The organism is Ruegeria sp. YKSF131 (assembly GCF_059612645.1).
Window position 1 is genome coordinate 1 of sequence record NZ_JBXWQZ010000080.1, and the last position, 16,021, is coordinate 16,021.

The 16,021-nt window shown below is 56.1% G+C and carries 14 protein-coding genes; 10 read left to right on the top strand and 4 right to left on the bottom strand.

From position 1 onward, the window contains the following. Positions 1-195 precede the first annotated feature (195 nt). Positions 196-720 (top strand): hypothetical protein, encoded by a 525-nt coding sequence (locus AC2FLZ_RS19900; RefSeq protein WP_496882648.1) that lies wholly within the window; start codon positions 196-198, stop codon positions 718-720. A gap of 146 nt (positions 721-866) precedes the next feature. Next, positions 867-2,366, top strand: a complete 1,500-nt coding sequence (locus tag AC2FLZ_RS19905) for an LA2681 family HEPN domain-containing protein (RefSeq protein WP_496882649.1) — start codon at positions 867-869, stop codon at positions 2,364-2,366. Between the two features lie 246 nt (positions 2,367-2,612). On the opposite strand, the gene AC2FLZ_RS19910 is transcribed toward AC2FLZ_RS19905, so the two are convergent. Beyond that, on the bottom strand, positions 2,613-3,944 hold the full coding sequence (locus AC2FLZ_RS19910) for a GH1 family beta-glucosidase (protein WP_480607651.1): 1,332 nt from the start codon (positions 3,942-3,944) through the stop codon (positions 2,613-2,615). Positions 3,945-3,946: 2 nt separating this feature from the next. Continuing rightward, entirely contained in the window at positions 3,947-4,978 is a 1,032-nt protein-coding gene (locus tag AC2FLZ_RS19915) for a LacI family DNA-binding transcriptional regulator (RefSeq protein WP_480495814.1), read from the bottom strand. Between the two features lie 209 nt (positions 4,979-5,187). Here AC2FLZ_RS19915 and AC2FLZ_RS19920 point away from each other — a divergent pair, with 209 nt between their 5' ends. The 5 genes from AC2FLZ_RS19920 (at position 5,188) to AC2FLZ_RS19940 (ending at position 11,433) form a co-directional block, all read left to right on the top strand. Next, entirely contained in the window at positions 5,188-6,456 is a 1,269-nt protein-coding gene (locus tag AC2FLZ_RS19920) for an ABC transporter substrate-binding protein (protein WP_480519249.1), read from the top strand. A gap of 66 nt (positions 6,457-6,522) precedes the next feature. Further along, complete coding sequence (locus AC2FLZ_RS19925) at positions 6,523-7,530, top strand: carbohydrate ABC transporter permease (protein WP_480495818.1); 1,008 nt, start codon at positions 6,523-6,525, stop codon at positions 7,528-7,530. Between the two features lie 3 nt (positions 7,531-7,533). After that, positions 7,534-8,682 carry a carbohydrate ABC transporter permease gene (locus AC2FLZ_RS19930; RefSeq protein WP_480489052.1) on the top strand — a complete coding sequence of 383 codons (1,149 nt, stop codon included), beginning with the start codon at positions 7,534-7,536 and terminating at the stop codon, positions 8,680-8,682. A gap of 9 nt (positions 8,683-8,691) precedes the next feature. After that, positions 8,692-10,347: an alpha-amylase family glycosyl hydrolase gene (locus AC2FLZ_RS19935; protein WP_480607641.1), complete on the top strand. Its 1,656-nt coding sequence runs from the start codon at positions 8,692-8,694 to the stop codon at positions 10,345-10,347. A gap of 3 nt (positions 10,348-10,350) precedes the next feature. Beyond that, on the top strand, positions 10,351-11,433 hold the full coding sequence (locus AC2FLZ_RS19940) for an ABC transporter ATP-binding protein (protein WP_480607638.1): 1,083 nt from the start codon (positions 10,351-10,353) through the stop codon (positions 11,431-11,433). A gap of 478 nt (positions 11,434-11,911) precedes the next feature. Here the strand turns inward: AC2FLZ_RS19940 and AC2FLZ_RS19945 are convergent, their stop codons facing one another. Both AC2FLZ_RS19945 and AC2FLZ_RS19950 read right to left on the bottom strand, forming a co-directional pair. After that, the gene (locus AC2FLZ_RS19945) at positions 11,912-12,421 is read right to left on the bottom strand and encodes a nucleoside deaminase (RefSeq protein WP_480607635.1); all 510 of its coding nucleotides are present in this window, start codon (positions 12,419-12,421) and stop codon (positions 11,912-11,914) included. Between the two features lie 137 nt (positions 12,422-12,558). Continuing rightward, entirely contained in the window at positions 12,559-13,236 is a 678-nt protein-coding gene (locus tag AC2FLZ_RS19950; protein ID WP_496882650.1) for an ankyrin repeat domain-containing protein, read from the bottom strand. Between the two features lie 54 nt (positions 13,237-13,290). Here AC2FLZ_RS19950 and AC2FLZ_RS19955 point away from each other — a divergent pair, with 54 nt between their 5' ends. The 3 genes from AC2FLZ_RS19955 (at position 13,291) to AC2FLZ_RS19965 (ending at position 15,871) form a co-directional block, all read left to right on the top strand. After that, complete coding sequence (locus AC2FLZ_RS19955; RefSeq protein WP_496882651.1) at positions 13,291-13,788, top strand: WGR domain-containing protein; 498 nt, start codon at positions 13,291-13,293, stop codon at positions 13,786-13,788. Between the two features lie 116 nt (positions 13,789-13,904). Continuing rightward, positions 13,905-15,521 carry a phage minor head protein gene (locus AC2FLZ_RS19960; protein WP_496716095.1) on the top strand — a complete coding sequence of 539 codons (1,617 nt, stop codon included), beginning with the start codon at positions 13,905-13,907 and terminating at the stop codon, positions 15,519-15,521. Continuing rightward, a complete protein-coding gene (locus AC2FLZ_RS19965) occupies positions 15,518-15,871 on the top strand; it encodes a hypothetical protein (RefSeq protein WP_480478399.1) in 354 nt (117 codons plus the stop codon). The genes AC2FLZ_RS19960 and AC2FLZ_RS19965 overlap by 4 nt, the downstream gene beginning before the upstream one ends. Positions 15,872-16,021: the final 150 nt, after the last annotated feature.

A 16,021-nucleotide genomic window follows, 5' to 3' on the forward strand; every position in this document is an offset into this window, starting at 1 on the left:
CGCTTGGTTCCGGGTTTCTTTCTCATCTCCACTCCTTGGCGGTTACGATGAGCCAGAAACCCTCTCTTATCAAATCGACCTAAACTGTCCCATTGGCGCTGACGTCAGACACCCTTCGACCTCAAAGCTGATGATTTCCCATCCGAGCGGCTTGAGGCCGTCGATTGGAACAGTGTTGACTTAGGTCAGGAGTCAATGGGGAAAAGCAACAAGCAGGATACGGTGCAATATCGAAGCTTTGAGCTGTTAGAAGCCGAGCACGACGTGGTATTCAACGATGACGGCGCTGGTGAAGCCGCAGACCTTGTTGGCCTAAAGGATGTGAGCGAAGACGAAATCCGCCTGACCTTGATACACTGCAAATACGCCAGCGATGGAAAGGTCTCGGGACAGATCGCCAACCTCTATGAGGTTTGCGGGCAGGCCCAGAAGTCCATCGTCGTGAAACATGAAGGGTTACCGAAGCTGGCAGCATCACTTAGAAAGCGCCATGAAAAATGGGCTAAGCAAGGGGCTTCACGACTACTAAAGGGTGACCTCAAGAAGCTGTCGTACTTTGTAGAAAAGTCGCGAAAGGCTAAGCTGAGTTTTGGTGTAGTTATCGTTCAGCCGTCCGTCAGTGAAGCGACATACTCTCCAGCTATGGCCAAGCTGCTCGCCAATACTGAACTCTTCTTGAAACGAACCACGGAGGCCGATTTTCGTTTCATAGGTTCTTAGAAACTTCTCCGCACACAGCAAGATGTCTCGTGTGAGCAAGCGTCGCCCTAACGGGTGTTCTGAATGCCGCCAAGGACGCAACTGTAGCGGTCACAAACTGATTTATTTCGACCAAACACAGCGTGAAGGGTGAAGGCGAAAAAGTAATGAAACCTACGGAAGCAGATATGCAAACCGATGACCTGGCTCAGCGCATTGATGCGGCATCTGATAATGGCGAAACTGCTGCACTCCAAAGCTTGGACGCCGAATGCGCTGGTCTCCTCGGACCTGCAGGCCCTCCTGACGCTTTGCTCTATTACTTCCGCTCGAACATCCAAGAAGGGTTGCAGTCTGCTCTGAACCCCCAAGACTGGGCGTGGCGCCAACCTCACAAAGAGAAGCAGATTCTTTTTCTTCGCAAGGCTCGTGACGCTTACTCAGCCACGACTCTCGATCCCTCTCGTTTTGCTCAAATAGTTACCAACTTGGCCAATCAGATGAACACGTTGGGGCGTCCTGTCGAAGCCTTGCGTCTCTACGCAGGCGTGCTGCGCACCAGGCCGCAGTTTGCTATGGCTCTAGCGAACCGCGGCCTCGTGCGCTTCTGCTTCGCCCGCATGGTCCATGATGACGGGCATCGTGCGGTTCTGGCAGCTTATGCCTGCCGTGATCTTGAACATGTCGTTGATCCAAAGCTTGAATGGGACAGCGCACCGTCCAACATCATAAGTCTCGTCAAAGCGAAGGCAGAAGAGATACGGTCTGCCGTTGATGTCGATACCGTGCTCGCCCGAACTGACCTTGACGGATGGCCGCTCGGAGACGGGGATGAGAAGACGTACCGCCTCCGCATTCTCGACCGGCAACTGTTCCTGAACCCTCTCGTAATGCTTGGCGCACATTCGATCGCGGCTGCCGACCCACTCCATCTGCCAAGCCACACGTTCTCGCAAGGAACCGTTCCACCCCTGGTCGGGTGGTACAACCAGATGAAGCAGGAATTAATCGGTGCGCGCCTGCTCTATCACGAGGCGATGGAAGCGGAACCGCTGGAGGACTGCCCGCCACATTTCGCAGACAACTGCGTTCGTCTCTACGACACGCTCGACTATCCAGCCTTTTCTATCGGCGCTGAAAAGCTGCGCCTCGCGTTCCGCACAGCCTACAGCCTGTTGGACAAGGTTGCGGGGTTCGTAAATGCGTATTTTGACCTTGGGCACAATCCAAACCGGGTCGATCTGCGCGGCGTCTGGTATGAAAATCCGCGTAAGCGAAACACACTGCATCCCAAGGTCGCGGATCGCCCGAACCTCGCGCTAAGGGGCCTCTATTGGCTGTCTTTCGACATCGTCGGCGAAGCAATGAACGGACCTGACGACGCACTCGCACCAGAGGCCACCCATTTGAACGCCCTTCGCAACGCTCTCGAACATCGCTGCCTCGTGCTGACGAACGAAAACTTCGGTGCGCTCGACAACGACAGTATCGAACGCGAGAGCATTGCTGCTTTCCAGCACAACACGGAGCGGATGCTCGAACTTGCCCATGAGGCACTGACCTTGCTCTCACTCGCGATGCATGAGGAGGAGATGCAGAAGCGTCGAGATCGGAAAGACGACGCTTTGGTTGTGAACACTGTGCTTCCAGACTACCGGCGCGCTTAGGCAGAGTTTTAAGCAAGCCGCGATCAAATGAGACAGTTGTGCGAAGCGCAGCAAAAGTCCGGTGTGACGGCAAATAGTGAGTTCAACCTACTGAAATTTTCGGCATCGCGGCGAAAGCCGGCAATGCGGGCTGCGGATGCAGCGACGGAAGAGCGCGATGAATGTCTCTTATGGGCCGGAATTTGTCCGTTTCGTCAATTTGCGGAATTGGCGGCATAAGCAGAGGGTTCGGTACCAACTCTTCGTTCAGTAAGAAACTCTGCAACAGATCCGTGCAGCAAGCATGTCCTTCCATGCGAAGTAAGACGCTTTCGGAGTTCGCTTCATTGAACTGAAATCTACATCAACCAGGCCAAAGCGTTTTTCATACCCCAAGGCCCATTCGTAATTGTCCAATAGGGACCAGACAAAGTACCCCTTAACCGGAACCCCTTCGCCCAACGCGACCTGGACTGCCGACAAGTGTTGATCCAGATAGTCGATACGGTCATCGTCTTGTTGACGCTCGGGGCTGGCCATACCGTTTTCGGTCACGAAGATCGGCAGGTCGCCGGTGTATTCACGTGCTGCTCGGATCAGGAACCTGCTCAGCGCGGTGGGGTCGATTTCCCAACCCATTTGGGTCTTCGGCAGAGGGCCGGGAACCTCAGCGAGACTTGGCCACGCTGTTTCTGCGGGCGCGATAAGTTTACGGGTGTAGTAGTTCAGTCCGCACCAGTCTACGGGTGCTCCGATGCTATCGAAATCATCTTGCCAGCCCGACGGAAGGTGGGGCTCCAGCCCCTCCAGAACATTCTCGGGATAGGCCTTGTTGAACACGCCGCCCAGAAAGAACCGGTTGTATATTCCGTCATACAGAGCGGCGGCCTGTTGTGCCTCGGCGCTGTCATCGGCGGGTTCGGCCCATTCCAGATTGAATACGCCGCCCAGGTTAGACATGCCCAACCCACGCATCGTCTGAATGGCCTGACCATGGGCCAGCAGAACGTGATGCATAGCGCGCGCCGTGGCTCGAATATCGCGCAGCCCGGGAGCGTGGTGCCCTTCGAAATGGCTCAACCAACTGACACACCACGGTTCATTGATGGGGGCGACGCTGTACATGCGGTCGCCAATCCGTCCCATGATGACCTCAGTGAAATCGGAAAACCAACCGGCAATATCCCGGTTGCGCCAACCACCTAAGTCGGCCAGGGGCGACGGCAGTTCCCAGTGATACAGTGTCGCGCACGGACGGATGCTACGCTCCAAAAGCGCGTCGGTCAGGCGATCATAAAAATCCAATCCCGCCTGATTAACAGGTCCGCGCCCCTCGGGCATCACACGCGCCCAGCTGGTTGAGAAGCGATAGCAATCGAATCCCGCGTCGCGCACAAGATCAAGATCCTGTTCAAACCGGTTCAGGTGATCACAGGCCAGATCGCCTTTTTCTCCCCGCACTACATTTCCGGGTGTCGCTGCAAACGTATCCCAATGTGTCGAACCGGCGCCGCCTTGGGCATGACCTTCGATCTGGTAAGCAGAAGTGGCGACTCCGAAATGGAAGTCTTTGGGGAAATCGCTGCGCGTATGTTTCATTGTCAGATCCTGTTGGGTGCTGGGCCGGTTGATTTGCCAACAACCAGTTCCGCCTCAAGCAATCTGGTCTTGACCGGATCGTCAGGCGATTTGATCCTCTCAATCAACATCTCGGCGGCCAGCTCTCCTGCATGCCGCACTGAGGACCGCGTTGCTGTAAAGATGGGCACATCCTGTCCGTTTTTGAGATAAGAGAGGTCATCATCATGCGCGATGACCGAGACATCCCGGCCAATTCGCAGCCCTGCCTCGTCCAGCGCCCGTCTCACACCAATCGCCGAAATCATCGAGGATGCCAGAATGGCGGTTGGTGGATCGTCCAGTTGCAGCATATCGCGGGTTTCATGATGGCCGTAGACCTCGGTCATTTCGGCGCTGCGCATTAATTGTGGGTCCGGGATCAAGTCCGCCTGTTCCAGCGCTTGTAGGTATCCGGCACGACGGCGCTGTGCGAAATCCATATCCTCAAGCCCGTTAATCAGGGCAATCCGGCGGTGACCCAAGTCGATCAGGAACTGTGTTGCGCGCCGAAAGGAGCTTTTGTTGTTCACATCGATCCAGTCATACTCTGCATCTATCCCGGTCGAACGACCGTGTACGATAAATGGTACCGCCATCCGGTTTAGCAGATCGATGCGACGCTCGTTGACCTTGGGGCCTTGCAAAACGACGCCATCCACGGCCCCGCGCTGAAACAAGCTGCGATAGGCCCCTTCGATCGAAGTGTCATCCGCGGTGGTGAACATCATGTCGTAGCCGTTCGCAGAGTATGTCCGCGCAGCGCCGGCGACAAAGTCGCCGAAGATCGGGTTCACCATCTCGTGCTGGGACGAACTAGGGATGACGTGCCCGATCACCATGGACTTGCCAGTCGCCAGACCTTTGGCGCGACTGTTTGGCCGATAGCCATGCTTGTCTGCAGCGGCCTGCACGCGCACACGAGTCGCCTCGTTCACCTCTGGATAGCCGTTCAGCGCGCGACTGACCGTTGTCTGCGAAAGACCGAGAATCTCAGAGAGCTGCTTTAGGTTCATATGTTCAAAGCGCCTTCAAATGGATGCTCACTTGTTTTGTTGTGATTTTTTGCTTCCGTCAACCCGTTTTGGCAAAGAGGTCAATAGCGGCAATAATTGAGGGGTAGAAAACGATATGTTGACAGAATCTGATTGCCAGCAGATAAAGTGCAACATCCAAAGCGCTTTGAAAATCTTGCAATGCGCAGATATTACTGGGAGGAGATTTCATGAAACACGCGCTTTATGCAGGTGTGGCCACATTCGCCCTGATGGCGGGAACAGCTCAGGCTGATAAGGTTACCGTGTTCGGGCCATGGCTGGGCCCGGACCAGGAAAACGTCGAAGCGGTTCTGGATGGCTTTGCAGCCGCGACAGGCCACGACTACGCGTATGTTGGTTCAGATAGTTTCGAGCAGCAGATCAGGATTGATGCAGAGGCAGGCTCGGCGCCGAATATAGCCGTTTTCCCGCAGCCTGGTCTGGCGGCGGATATGGCCAAGTCGGGTTTTCTGACACCGTTGGGCGACGGCACCGCTGATTGGGTTCGTGACAATTACGCAGCTGGACAATCCTGGGTAGATCTGGGCACTTTTCCGGGGCCCGAAGGGCAGGATCACCTTTATGGGCTTTTTTACAAGGTAGATGTGAAATCCCTTGTTTGGTACGTGCCTGAGAATTTCGAGGATGCCGGTTACGAAGTTCCGACCACGATGGAGGAACTGAAGGCTTTGACCGATCAGATCGTCGCAGACGGAGAGACGCCGTGGTGCATCGGTTTGGGTTCAGGTGGTGCGACCGGTTGGCCAGCGACCGATTGGGTCGAAGACATGATGCTGCGCACTCAATCGCCCGAGGACTATGACGCCTGGGTGTCCAATGAAATGAAGTTCAATAACCCGAAAGTGGTCGCTGCCATCGAAGAGTTCGGCGCGTTTGCACGCAATGATGACTATGTTGCGGGCGGGGCAGGTACGGTCGCAACGACCGATTTCCGTGACAGTCCAAAGGGCATGTTCAGTTCGCCACCACAATGTTACATGCACCGTCAGGCGTCGTTCATCCCGGCATTCTTTCCTGAAGGCACGGTTGTCGGTGAAGATGCTGATTTCTTCTACTTCCCCGCATATGAAAGCAAGGATCTGGGTAGCCCGGTTCTTGGCGCCGGCACGCTATGGGCAATCACCAATGACAGCCCGGCTGCACATGATCTGATCGCCTATCTGCAGACCCCCGAAGCACATGAGACATGGATGGCCCTGACCGGCTTCCTGACGCCGCACAAAGGCGTTGATACCTCCGTGTTCTCGGATCCGACGCTCAAGAAGATGAACGACATTCTTCTGGGCGCGACCACCTTCCGGTTTGATGGTTCGGACCTGATGCCGGGCGGCGTAGGGGCCGGCACATTTTGGACCGGTATGGTTGACTATGCTGGTGGAAAGCCCGCTCAGGAAGTTGCTGACGAGATCCAATCTTCCTGGGATTCGCTGGACTAAGCGCGTTAAAACCCGGGCGGTCTGCGCGTCAGGCCACCCCTTTTCCCCTTCGCAACGGAGAGCATGATGCATCCGGCAATTCAGGGCCTGCTGACCATTGCCATAGGCGTATCGGGCTGTGTGGGCTATTTCTTTCTGTCCAACCAGTTTCTGGACAAGGTTCTGTTCCCTGCGCGCGGGCCGAATGCCGGCCGCAACATCAACCGCGCGAATATGATCCGGCCTTGGCTGTTTTTGCTTCCGGCGCTTGTAGCGATTGGCCTATATCTGGCCTATCCGGTAGTTGAGACGTTGCGCCTGTCGCTCACGGATCGCATCGCCGGTGGTGGGTATAAGTGGGTTGGTCTCGATAACTACGTCCAGATGGTGGCAGAACCGAAATTCTGGGAAGCCATGCGCAACAATTTGTTCTGGCTGATCGTGGTCCCTGCAATGTCGACTGCATTTGGTCTGTTGGCAGCTCAGCTAACTGATCGGATACGCTGGGGTAACATCGCAAAAGCACTGATTTTCATGCCGATGGCGATCTCTTTCGTCGGGGCTTCGGTCATCTGGAAACTGATCTACGATGCGCGTCCGGCCGAGCAAGACCAGATCGGGATTCTGAATGCGCTTTATCTGTTCTTTGGCGGGGCCGAGCCGCAAACCTGGCTAACCATTCCGTTCTGGAACAATTTCTTCCTCATGGGGATCCTGATCTGGATTCAGACGGGCTTTGCCATGGTGATACTGTCTGCCGCTTTGCGCGGCATCCCCGAAGAAACCGTCGAGGCGGCGGTTTTGGATGGGGCCAATCCCTTCCAGATATTCTTTAAAATCAAGGTGCCTCAAATCTGGAACACAATTCTGGTTGTTTGGACAACCATCACCATTCTGGTCCTGAAGGTCTTCGACATCGTTTTCGCGATGACCAATGGCCAGTGGGAGACACAGGTTCTGGCCAACTACATGTACGACAAGATGTTCCGCGCCAATGATTGGGGCGTGGGTTCGGCATCGGCCATGGTGATCATGTTGCTGGTGACGCCGATCTTGGTCTGGAACATCCGCAACGCACGCCGGGAAATGGAGTAGGGGATGAGCGATATTGCAGGAACCAAACCCGCCCTTAGATGGATCGTCCAGGCCTCGGTCCTCTTTCTCGTGGTGCTTTGGGTAATACCGACACTGGGATTGTTGATCTCATCCTTTCGCACGGCTGACCAGATCGCGACCAGTGGCTGGTGGAAATCCCTGTTCCCGTCCGAACAAAACCTGACGCTACGCACGGCCGTGCCCAATACGCAAATTCTGAAAAACGGGACGTATGTGATTGAAGGGAACCTGTTCGACGAAGGGCAGAAAGCTACGATCTCAAAGTGGGGTGTCAGCTCCCGCGCGGTGGATGCGTATGAACCCGGTCAGACAGCGGAATTGCGTCGTGGCGGGACTATCACGGTCGATGCAAACGGGAACTACAAAGCGGAAAATGAAGAGGAGTTTACTGGCAGCCGCGGCCCGCGTGTTTTCGTAAGTGCAGAACTTCCACCCGAGTTCACGTTGGACAATTACCACAAGGTTCTCTTGGCCGAGAACAGCACCGACAGTATGGGTCGGGCGTTCTTTAATACTCTCACAGTGACCATTCCTGCCACGATCATCCCTATCCTGGTTGCGGCGTTCGCCGCTTATGCGTTGGCGTGGATGGAGTTCCCGGGCCGCGCGTTGCTGATCGCAGCTATTGTCGGGCTTTTGGTTGTTCCGCTTCAGCTCGCACTGATCCCTTTGCTGAAATTCCATCTTAATATTGGGATCGGCAAAGGGTATCTGGGTGTCTGGATGGCCCACACTGGCTTTGGAATGCCGCTGGCGATTTACCTTCTTCGCAGCTACATGGCCGGACTGCCACGTGATTTGATCGAGAACGCGCGGGTCGATGGGGCGTCTGAGTTCCAGATCTTTACGAAACTGATCCTTCCACTCAGCTTCCCGGCGCTGGCGTCTTTCGCGATCCTGCAGTTCCTGTGGACCTGGAACGACCTTCTGGTGGCCAAAGTCTTCCTGATTGATGCATCAGGTCAAACCACCGTCATGACCAATCGAATTGTCGAACTGCTGGGTACAAGAGGGGGCAACTGGGAAATCCTCGCCACCGCTGCGTTTGTTTCGATCATTGTTCCACTGATTGTTTTCTTCGCAATGCAAAAATACCTGGTCCGTGGCCTGCTGGCCGGATCCGTCAAATAGAGGCGTCTGATGAACGTGCAGAACACTGTAGAACTCTCCAAATCAACCAAAGCAAAGTCAGAGTGGTGGCGCGGTGGCGTGATCTATCAGATCTATCCGCGCAGCTTTCAGGACAGCAATGGTGATGGGATCGGTGACTTGAAAGGGATCACCCAACGTCTGGATTACATTGCGGATCTGGGGGTCGATGCGATCTGGATCTCACCCTTCTTCAAATCTCCGATGAAGGATTTCGGCTACGACGTCAGCGATTATCGCGATGTGGATCCTATGTTCGGCTCGTTGGAAGATTTCCGCGAGTTACTCGATCAGGCCCATGACAAGGGTCAGAAAGTGATGATCGATTTGGTGCTGTCACACACTTCTGATCAGCACCCTTGGTTCGGTGAGAGCCGCGCCAATCGGGACAACCCGAAATCCGACTGGTATGTTTGGGCCGACCCTAAACCGGACGGCACACCGCCCAATAACTGGTTGTCTATCTTTGGCGGTTCAGCGTGGCAGTGGGAGCCTCGTCGCCTGCAATATTTTCTGCATAACTTTCTGAGTTCGCAGCCGGACCTGAACTTTCACTGTAACGAAGTGCAAGACGCACTGCTGGACGTGGCTCGGTTCTGGCTGGACATGGGCGTGGATGGTTTTCGCCTGGACACGATCAACTTCTATTTCCACGACAAACATTTGCGGGACAATCCGGCCCTTCCGGTCGAAGAACGTAATGCATCAATTGCGCCTGCGGTGAACCCCTATAACCACCAGGATCACCTTTATTCCAAAAGTCAGCCCGAGAATATCGCCTTCCTCGAAAGGTTGCGCGCGCTGACCGACGAATATGAAGGCCGTGCCTGTTTGGGTGAAGTCGGTGATGCACAGCGCGGGCTGGAAATCATTGGTCAGTACACCTCAGGCGATCAACGAATGCATATGTGCTATGCCTTCGAGTTTCTGGAAAAGCGTGCGTTGACCGCGCCTTATGCAAAGCAGGTCTTTGATCAGCTCGAGGAAAAGGCAGGCGACGCATGGCCATGCTGGGCGTTCTCGAACCATGATGTTGAACGTCATGCCTCGCGCTGGGACCTAAACGATGCGGCCATTCGCCAGCACGCGGTTCTGATGATGTGTCTGCGCGGCTCTGCCTGTTTGTATCAGGGAGAGGAACTGGGCCTGCACGAGGCAGATGTTCCGTTCGAGAAACTGCAAGACCCCTACGGCATCGAGTTCTGGCCCGAGTTCAAGGGTCGCGACGGATGTCGCACGCCAATGGTTTGGGCGTCGCAGGACGAACATTCAGGCTTTAGCACCGGTGAGCCGTGGTTGCCTGTTAGTATGGCCCAAACGGAAAGAGCCGTTGACCGGCTCGAGGCGAACGACCAATCGATGCTGCACCATTATCGCCGCGCAATCGCCTTGCGCCGCGTCCACCCAGCACTAACTTCGGGTGCGCAGTCCAACATGAAACAGGTTGGACCTGTGCTGACTTTCCAGCGTGAGGATGCGTCTGAAGCGGTGTTTTGTGCTTTCAACCTTGGAACGGAAGCTCAGCGGGTCGACTTGCCCTTGGGTGATTGGCGGGTCATCGGGCGGGAACTCGGCGGTAGCGACGGTGCAGGAAGCGTTACGCTGCACCCCGCACAGTTTTGTCTGATGGCTAAGGTCAAGGGGTAAACCATGTCAGAACTCAAACTTACGGATGTCGCGAAATCCTATGGTCCGGTCGATGTTCTGAAACATATCGATCTGGATATCGCAAAGGGCGAGTTGATCGTCTTTGTCGGTCCATCGGGTTGCGGAAAATCAACCTTGTTGCGAATGATTGCCGGGCTGGAAAAGATCACCGGCGGCACCTTGGAGATCGAAGGGCAGGTCATGAATGATGTGCCGCCCGCCCAAAGGGGCATTGCCATGGTGTTTCAGTCCTATGCGCTCTACCCACATTTGACCGTGCGCGAGAACATGGCATTTGCACTGAAGATCGCCAAGATGCCTGCTGCCGAGATCGATGCCGCCGTTGAACGCGCGGCCCAGACCCTTCAACTGGATCCGCTCTTGGATCGTCTGCCCAAGGCTCTGTCCGGAGGGCAACGCCAGCGCGTCGCTATCGGGCGCGCCATCGTGCGAGACCCCAAGGTCTATTTGTTCGACGAACCGCTTTCGAACCTCGATGCTGCGCTGCGCGTTGCAACCCGGATCGAGATTGCGCGCCTGAAAGAGGCGATGCCCGAAAGCACAATGATCTACGTGACCCACGATCAGGTTGAGGCGATGACGCTGGCCAGCCGGATCGTCGTTCTCGCCAACAAAGGCATCGCGCAGGTTGGTACGCCACTGGAACTGTACGAAACGCCGGATAACGAGTTTGTGGCGCAGTTCATCGGATCGCCCTCTATGAATCTGCTGTCTGGCAAAATTTCCAAAACCGGGGATTTGACAGAGGTCACACTTGATGCGGGCGGAAAAGCCGTTTCATCCATTTCGACCACGCCCGAACAAATGGGTTTGCAGGTCAATATCGGGGTACGACCTGAGGATTTCGTTGCCGACGCCGCCGCTGGGTTTCTGGACGGCACTGTCGATTTTGTCGAAGCCCTGGGTGAAGTGACCTTGCTGTATTTCGCCAGCAGGCCGGGAGCCGAGAATATCGTCGCCAAGTTTCCTGGCGTTGAACGAAACCGACGTGGGAAAGCTGTCAAATTGAATGCGGACCCGAGCAAAGTGCACCTGTTTCTCAATGGTTTGTCGATGCGGAAATGATGAGGGCTATGTCGCAAACTTTTGGCTAGGAGGTCTTGGTGTTAATGGCGTTTCGGACTTTGATCGAGGCAGACAGTAACAATTTCATTCAAAGGCGCTCATTTCCCAAGGGACGTGATACTACACGCAGTGTTCTTTTATCTTCGTTACTAAGTGTCCTAGGATCTTTTGCAAAGTTTCTTACTGAACGAAGAGTTGGTACCGAACCCTCTGCTTGTGCCGCCAATGCCGCAATTTGGCGAAACGGACAGATTCCGGGCGTAAGCTGACCTTTGCGGATCATGTGCGTCACTTCGCTGCTCACTTTGCCCGCAAGGCAGACGTCGGACAACTCGTCGATCTCGCAGGTTAAGCGAATGGCCGGTTCGTTGAAGCTGCACCGCAGCGTGGCCAGAGGCGATGAATGACCAGTTTGGGCCGACTTCCCACCGTGGGAGGCGAATGCAAAATGAAACGTCGCTGATGGCTGAGAACCATTCTAACTGCAAAGCTTCGGCGAACCTGCGCTCGTGATTTTCCGGCCGTAGAACATGAGGCGGACTCCAGCCCAGTATGCCGCGGCCTCACACATGGGACATGGCCGGGAAGATGAGTACAGAACCGCTCCGCTCAAATCCCGGTCACTGAGACGACGCGCCGCGTCCCTGATCGCGGTTATTTCAGCGTGGGCCGTGGGGTCTTGATCCAAGATGACTCTGCTCCATGATTGGCCAATAATAACGTTGTCGCGCACCACAACTGCGCCATACCCCTGATCTCCATGATCAATCGCATACTGACGCATTTCGAAAGCGCGCTCCATGAATGTGGCATCCTTGGGATCACTTGGTTGAGGTATTGCGTCGTCCGCCCTTGTAGAAGTTTGGCCTACAGCGGAGCCACTCAATCCAATTGTCAGTGCGCTAAAGCCTGATGCGCCAAGAAAACCACGCCTCGCGAATACGAGGTCGCTGTGGCAGTCCTGTTCACTTTTTCTGATCTTGTCCATTGTGCCGTTACCCGTGAGATGTGTTCAACTCTGTCACCGCTCCGCTACGAGAGGAACTTGATTTGAGGCTGGTCTCATCCAAGCTGCCATCGGCACCTGTGAGGTGGAACGCTCCGCTTCAGCCTGCTGGACTGGCCTCAGTCCTCTTTTCTTAGCCGCTCTGCCATCTTAGCAAATCCGCGCAGTTCGGCGTGTTCGAGCGGTGTAGTTCCGTTTCGATCGGCAAGCGATCGGTCAGCGCCCGCTGCCAACAAAGCATCCAGAACCGCAAGATGGTCTGGGCCGCCGTCGCCAAGCACAACGGCTTCGACAACTGCGGTCCAATGCAGATTGTTCACATGGTCCAGAGGCGCGCCAGCGGCGATCAGCCGTCTGACAATCTCGACATGACCGAGATGCGCGGCTGCAATCAGTGCCGTTCCTTCATAAGGGCTGGTCGTTAGTCCGGGATCGTTTCCCAACTCGATTGCGAGCGTCATCAGTTCTGGATCATTTGCAACGGCCGCAATTGTGATCACGTCGTAGGCCTGACCTTCCAGCGCGTTCATGTCAGCTCCGGCCTCAGCCATCGCACGCAACGCCTCATCCTCAGAAGCAAAGGCGGCAACATGGGCTGGTGTGCGACCCCGCGAGTCCCGTGCGTTGACGTTTGCTCCCGCCTTCACAAGTTGCCGGATCATTTCTACGTTGCCGGTGTGAGCGGCCGCGAAGAGACCGTCGTATTGCGCGACCTCATCAGCCGAAGGCGGTGTCTGCGCCATGCCTGCGCTGGCGGCAAGACCTATCACGAAAGCAAATAGTAGAAAACGAAACATGGCCGATCCTATTACCTACATATTGGTCAGCTATAGTAGTAGCGGATGCATTCAATGTCATTTTCCATTCAGGATCAGAATCCATTCACGGGAATTGATTTCGCAATGTCATTGGACAGACGGGCTGAGTTTGCCGACAATCGCGTCATGGAACTGACGGCAACCACACCTGTCCACCTGATCCATGTGGACCCCGACATTAACATGGCGCGGTTCAATGGAATAGAATTGCAGCCGACGCTGTTTGGGGAAGTGTCCGTCCTTCGTACTTGGGGACGTATTGGGACAAACGGGCAAGCCATGATGGTGACATATGATGACGAAGCCCAGGCCGGTGAAGCGCTCCAGAAACTCAAAAAGCAAAAGCGACGTCGAGGATATGTTCCGCTCGCCCCGGCTCACATCCACTTTCCAGCCACCGGCCCGCGCCGGCTGAACCGGATCCAGAACTTCCACAACGCCCATCTGCGATCTCCCGCGACGGGCGCCGGGAGCCACTCTCCCAGCCCTCAACCCGTCACCGGAAAACCGGCACGCCTCTCACTCTGGTGATCTTTCGCATGCCGTCGTCCGCAAGAATGGCCCCTGATCAAGGCAACGTACGGTCGGCTGATCGCTTCTTAACACATTGGCGATACATACCTTCGCGCGGGTCAGCGGGAGGTTCCATGAAACACAGTCTTAGCGAATTTCTCCGCCACGGTGGCAGTGGTCAGTACGTTTTCGCGCGGCAGAACGGAGGCGTGTACGGCTACCGTGCAGGCATTTCGATCAAATCGCTTTTCCCCGGCTATGCGGACCTGCGGACTGATTTCATCGACCAATTGGAACGCGTGATAGCCGACAACACCCGCATGCTGCTGAACGCTCTGACGCCCCCGGACACCGTGCCATTGGCGACCGACGCCAACCTTCGCGATGTTACAGATGCGAAGGAAGAGGCGCTGCGCCTGTGGGATGCGCGCTTGACGGCCATCTTCGAGGAATACGAAACCCACCCGCAACGCTTGCGTCCGTTGCGGGCGGCGATGGAAGAACGCCTGCTTCGGGCCTTCGCGGGCCTGATCAATCAGCTTCGGCAGCAGGATTTGGGGATCGAGCATTACATCTGGCGGTCTCAGGGCGACGCGAAAGTCCGTGACAGCCATGCCGAATACGACGATCAGGTGTTTCGCTGGGACGCCCCGCCCGCTGGCGGCCATCCGGGGCAGGCGCACAACTGCCGCTGCCATGCAGAGCCGATCACGCCAGGGTCGCGGACTGATGCAATTCTTGCAGAACTTGCCCTTCCGGTCGAGGCACCCGTGGACGCCATCTTGCGTCGCCTCGGTCTCCGCGCCATCGCGATCACACCACTTGGAACTGCCGCTCTGGCTGCTTTGGCCGCCAGCGGCGCCCTGCAGGAATTCACGCGTCTGGCCACCGGACGTCGGCTCCAACGTGCGGCGGAGATCCTTGGCGTCAATCCCGGAACGGCCGAAGGGCTCCTTGCGGCTATGGCCCACGAACTGGTGCAGGAAGCGGTCATCTCTGGTCTCGGGTCCAGTTTGCCGAAGTCGGTTGAGGCCGCGCAGATCGCAGGCCAGGCGGCCGCGCTTTACGAGATGTTGAACCCTGGCACCATCGTGCGTGTCGTCGAAGGGAATCCTGCCGCACAACTTGCCCTCGGAGACTTCGTGCAGCAAGGCTATAACGCATTCGCGGAAGGCCGGTTGCGGCTGCAGGACGGCACGATTGCCCAAGGTTGGGTCGAGGTTTTCCCGGAACTCACTGAGGGCGAGCGCCGGTTGGGTGAACTTCCTGGCTTCACGCCGGAACGCATCGACCAGTGGCTGGAAACCTATCCGGTCGAGACCCTTGGTCTGCCGAACCACACGGGCTCGCCCGCCGTCGAAGACCCGACCGGCAACATCGTTTCCACGCCGATTCCGGATGCGGCGGGTCCGAGCATTGTCGAGGCAAGTCGGAATGAGGCCTTCACCACCCCCGACGGGAATACGATTGGCGACCATGGCAGCAAGGGCGACGGGCTGGAGTACATCACAGGAAAAGGGCACACTGCCGAACAGATCGATGACATCATTGCCAATCCCCGCCCCGATCTCAGCGGCATCGTCGCCGGACGTGGTGACTATAGGGGTCATGACATGACCTTGCTGACTGGACAGGACGGGCACTGGGTACTCTTGGGTCCGGAAGGGCACGTCGTCGCCGTAAGCAATAGGAACCGTCCTCTTCGGGACAGAGAAAATGAACCTGACCCGATCATCAGGCCGTTGGAGTGAAAGTGAATATGCAAAATGAGTTTGACGAAATGCTGGACAAGCTCGAAACGGGGGCCTTCGTGTACGTCGAGCCTTCTAGCAAGATGCTTGAATTCAACGAATACATAGCATCTCGGGGCTATAGCGTAGCCAGACTGGAGGTTGTGCGGCTCGAGGGCCAAGGGCCAGGGCGTGCTTTCGAGTACGACTTCCTGGCGAACGAGACCCCAGGCTACGAAAGGCAATGGCAGATCTTTATCGATCCGAAGCGATCTGCCGCAAATATCCGCGACATCGTGCAGCGCGCGTTGAGCGAGGGCGGCGAGTACCGATATCTGGTATGGGCCGAGGTGCCACCGTCCGGAGAATGACCGGTATGGGAAAGAGTAAAGGAAAAGGTGGATGAGGGGGACCGCGTTGCACGAATAGCGCTTGGGCCGCATTTGCCCCTTTCCCCGGTTCGTTATGCGACACGTTCATAGGTCGCACGACCTAGACGGGTCATGCGGTTGAGGGCTTTG

Excerpts from the sequence above, each read along its gene's own strand:
- AC2FLZ_RS19900 (WP_496882648.1), top strand. The coding sequence starts at position 196 with ATGGGGAAAAGCAACAAGCAGGATACGGTGCAATATCGAAGCTTTGAG.
- AC2FLZ_RS19905 (WP_496882649.1), top strand. The coding sequence starts at position 867 with ATGAAACCTACGGAAGCAGATATGCAAACCGATGACCTGGCTCAGCGC.
- AC2FLZ_RS19910 (WP_480607651.1), bottom strand. The coding sequence starts at position 3,944 with ATGAAACATACGCGCAGCGATTTCCCCAAAGACTTCCATTTCGGAGTC.
- AC2FLZ_RS19915 (WP_480495814.1), bottom strand. The coding sequence starts at position 4,978 with ATGAACCTAAAGCAGCTCTCTGAGATTCTCGGTCTTTCGCAGACAACG.
- AC2FLZ_RS19920 (WP_480519249.1), top strand. The coding sequence starts at position 5,188 with ATGAAACACGCGCTTTATGCAGGTGTGGCCACATTCGCCCTGATGGCG.
- AC2FLZ_RS19925 (WP_480495818.1), top strand. The coding sequence starts at position 6,523 with ATGCATCCGGCAATTCAGGGCCTGCTGACCATTGCCATAGGCGTATCG.
- AC2FLZ_RS19930 (WP_480489052.1), top strand. The coding sequence starts at position 7,534 with ATGAGCGATATTGCAGGAACCAAACCCGCCCTTAGATGGATCGTCCAG.
- AC2FLZ_RS19935 (WP_480607641.1), top strand. The coding sequence starts at position 8,692 with ATGAACGTGCAGAACACTGTAGAACTCTCCAAATCAACCAAAGCAAAG.
- AC2FLZ_RS19940 (WP_480607638.1), top strand. The coding sequence starts at position 10,351 with ATGTCAGAACTCAAACTTACGGATGTCGCGAAATCCTATGGTCCGGTC.
- AC2FLZ_RS19945 (WP_480607635.1), bottom strand. The coding sequence starts at position 12,421 with ATGGACAAGATCAGAAAAAGTGAACAGGACTGCCACAGCGACCTCGTA.
- AC2FLZ_RS19950 (WP_496882650.1), bottom strand. The coding sequence starts at position 13,236 with ATGTTTCGTTTTCTACTATTTGCTTTCGTGATAGGTCTTGCCGCCAGC.
- AC2FLZ_RS19955 (WP_496882651.1), top strand. The coding sequence starts at position 13,291 with ATGTCATTTTCCATTCAGGATCAGAATCCATTCACGGGAATTGATTTC.
- AC2FLZ_RS19960 (WP_496716095.1), top strand. The coding sequence starts at position 13,905 with ATGAAACACAGTCTTAGCGAATTTCTCCGCCACGGTGGCAGTGGTCAG.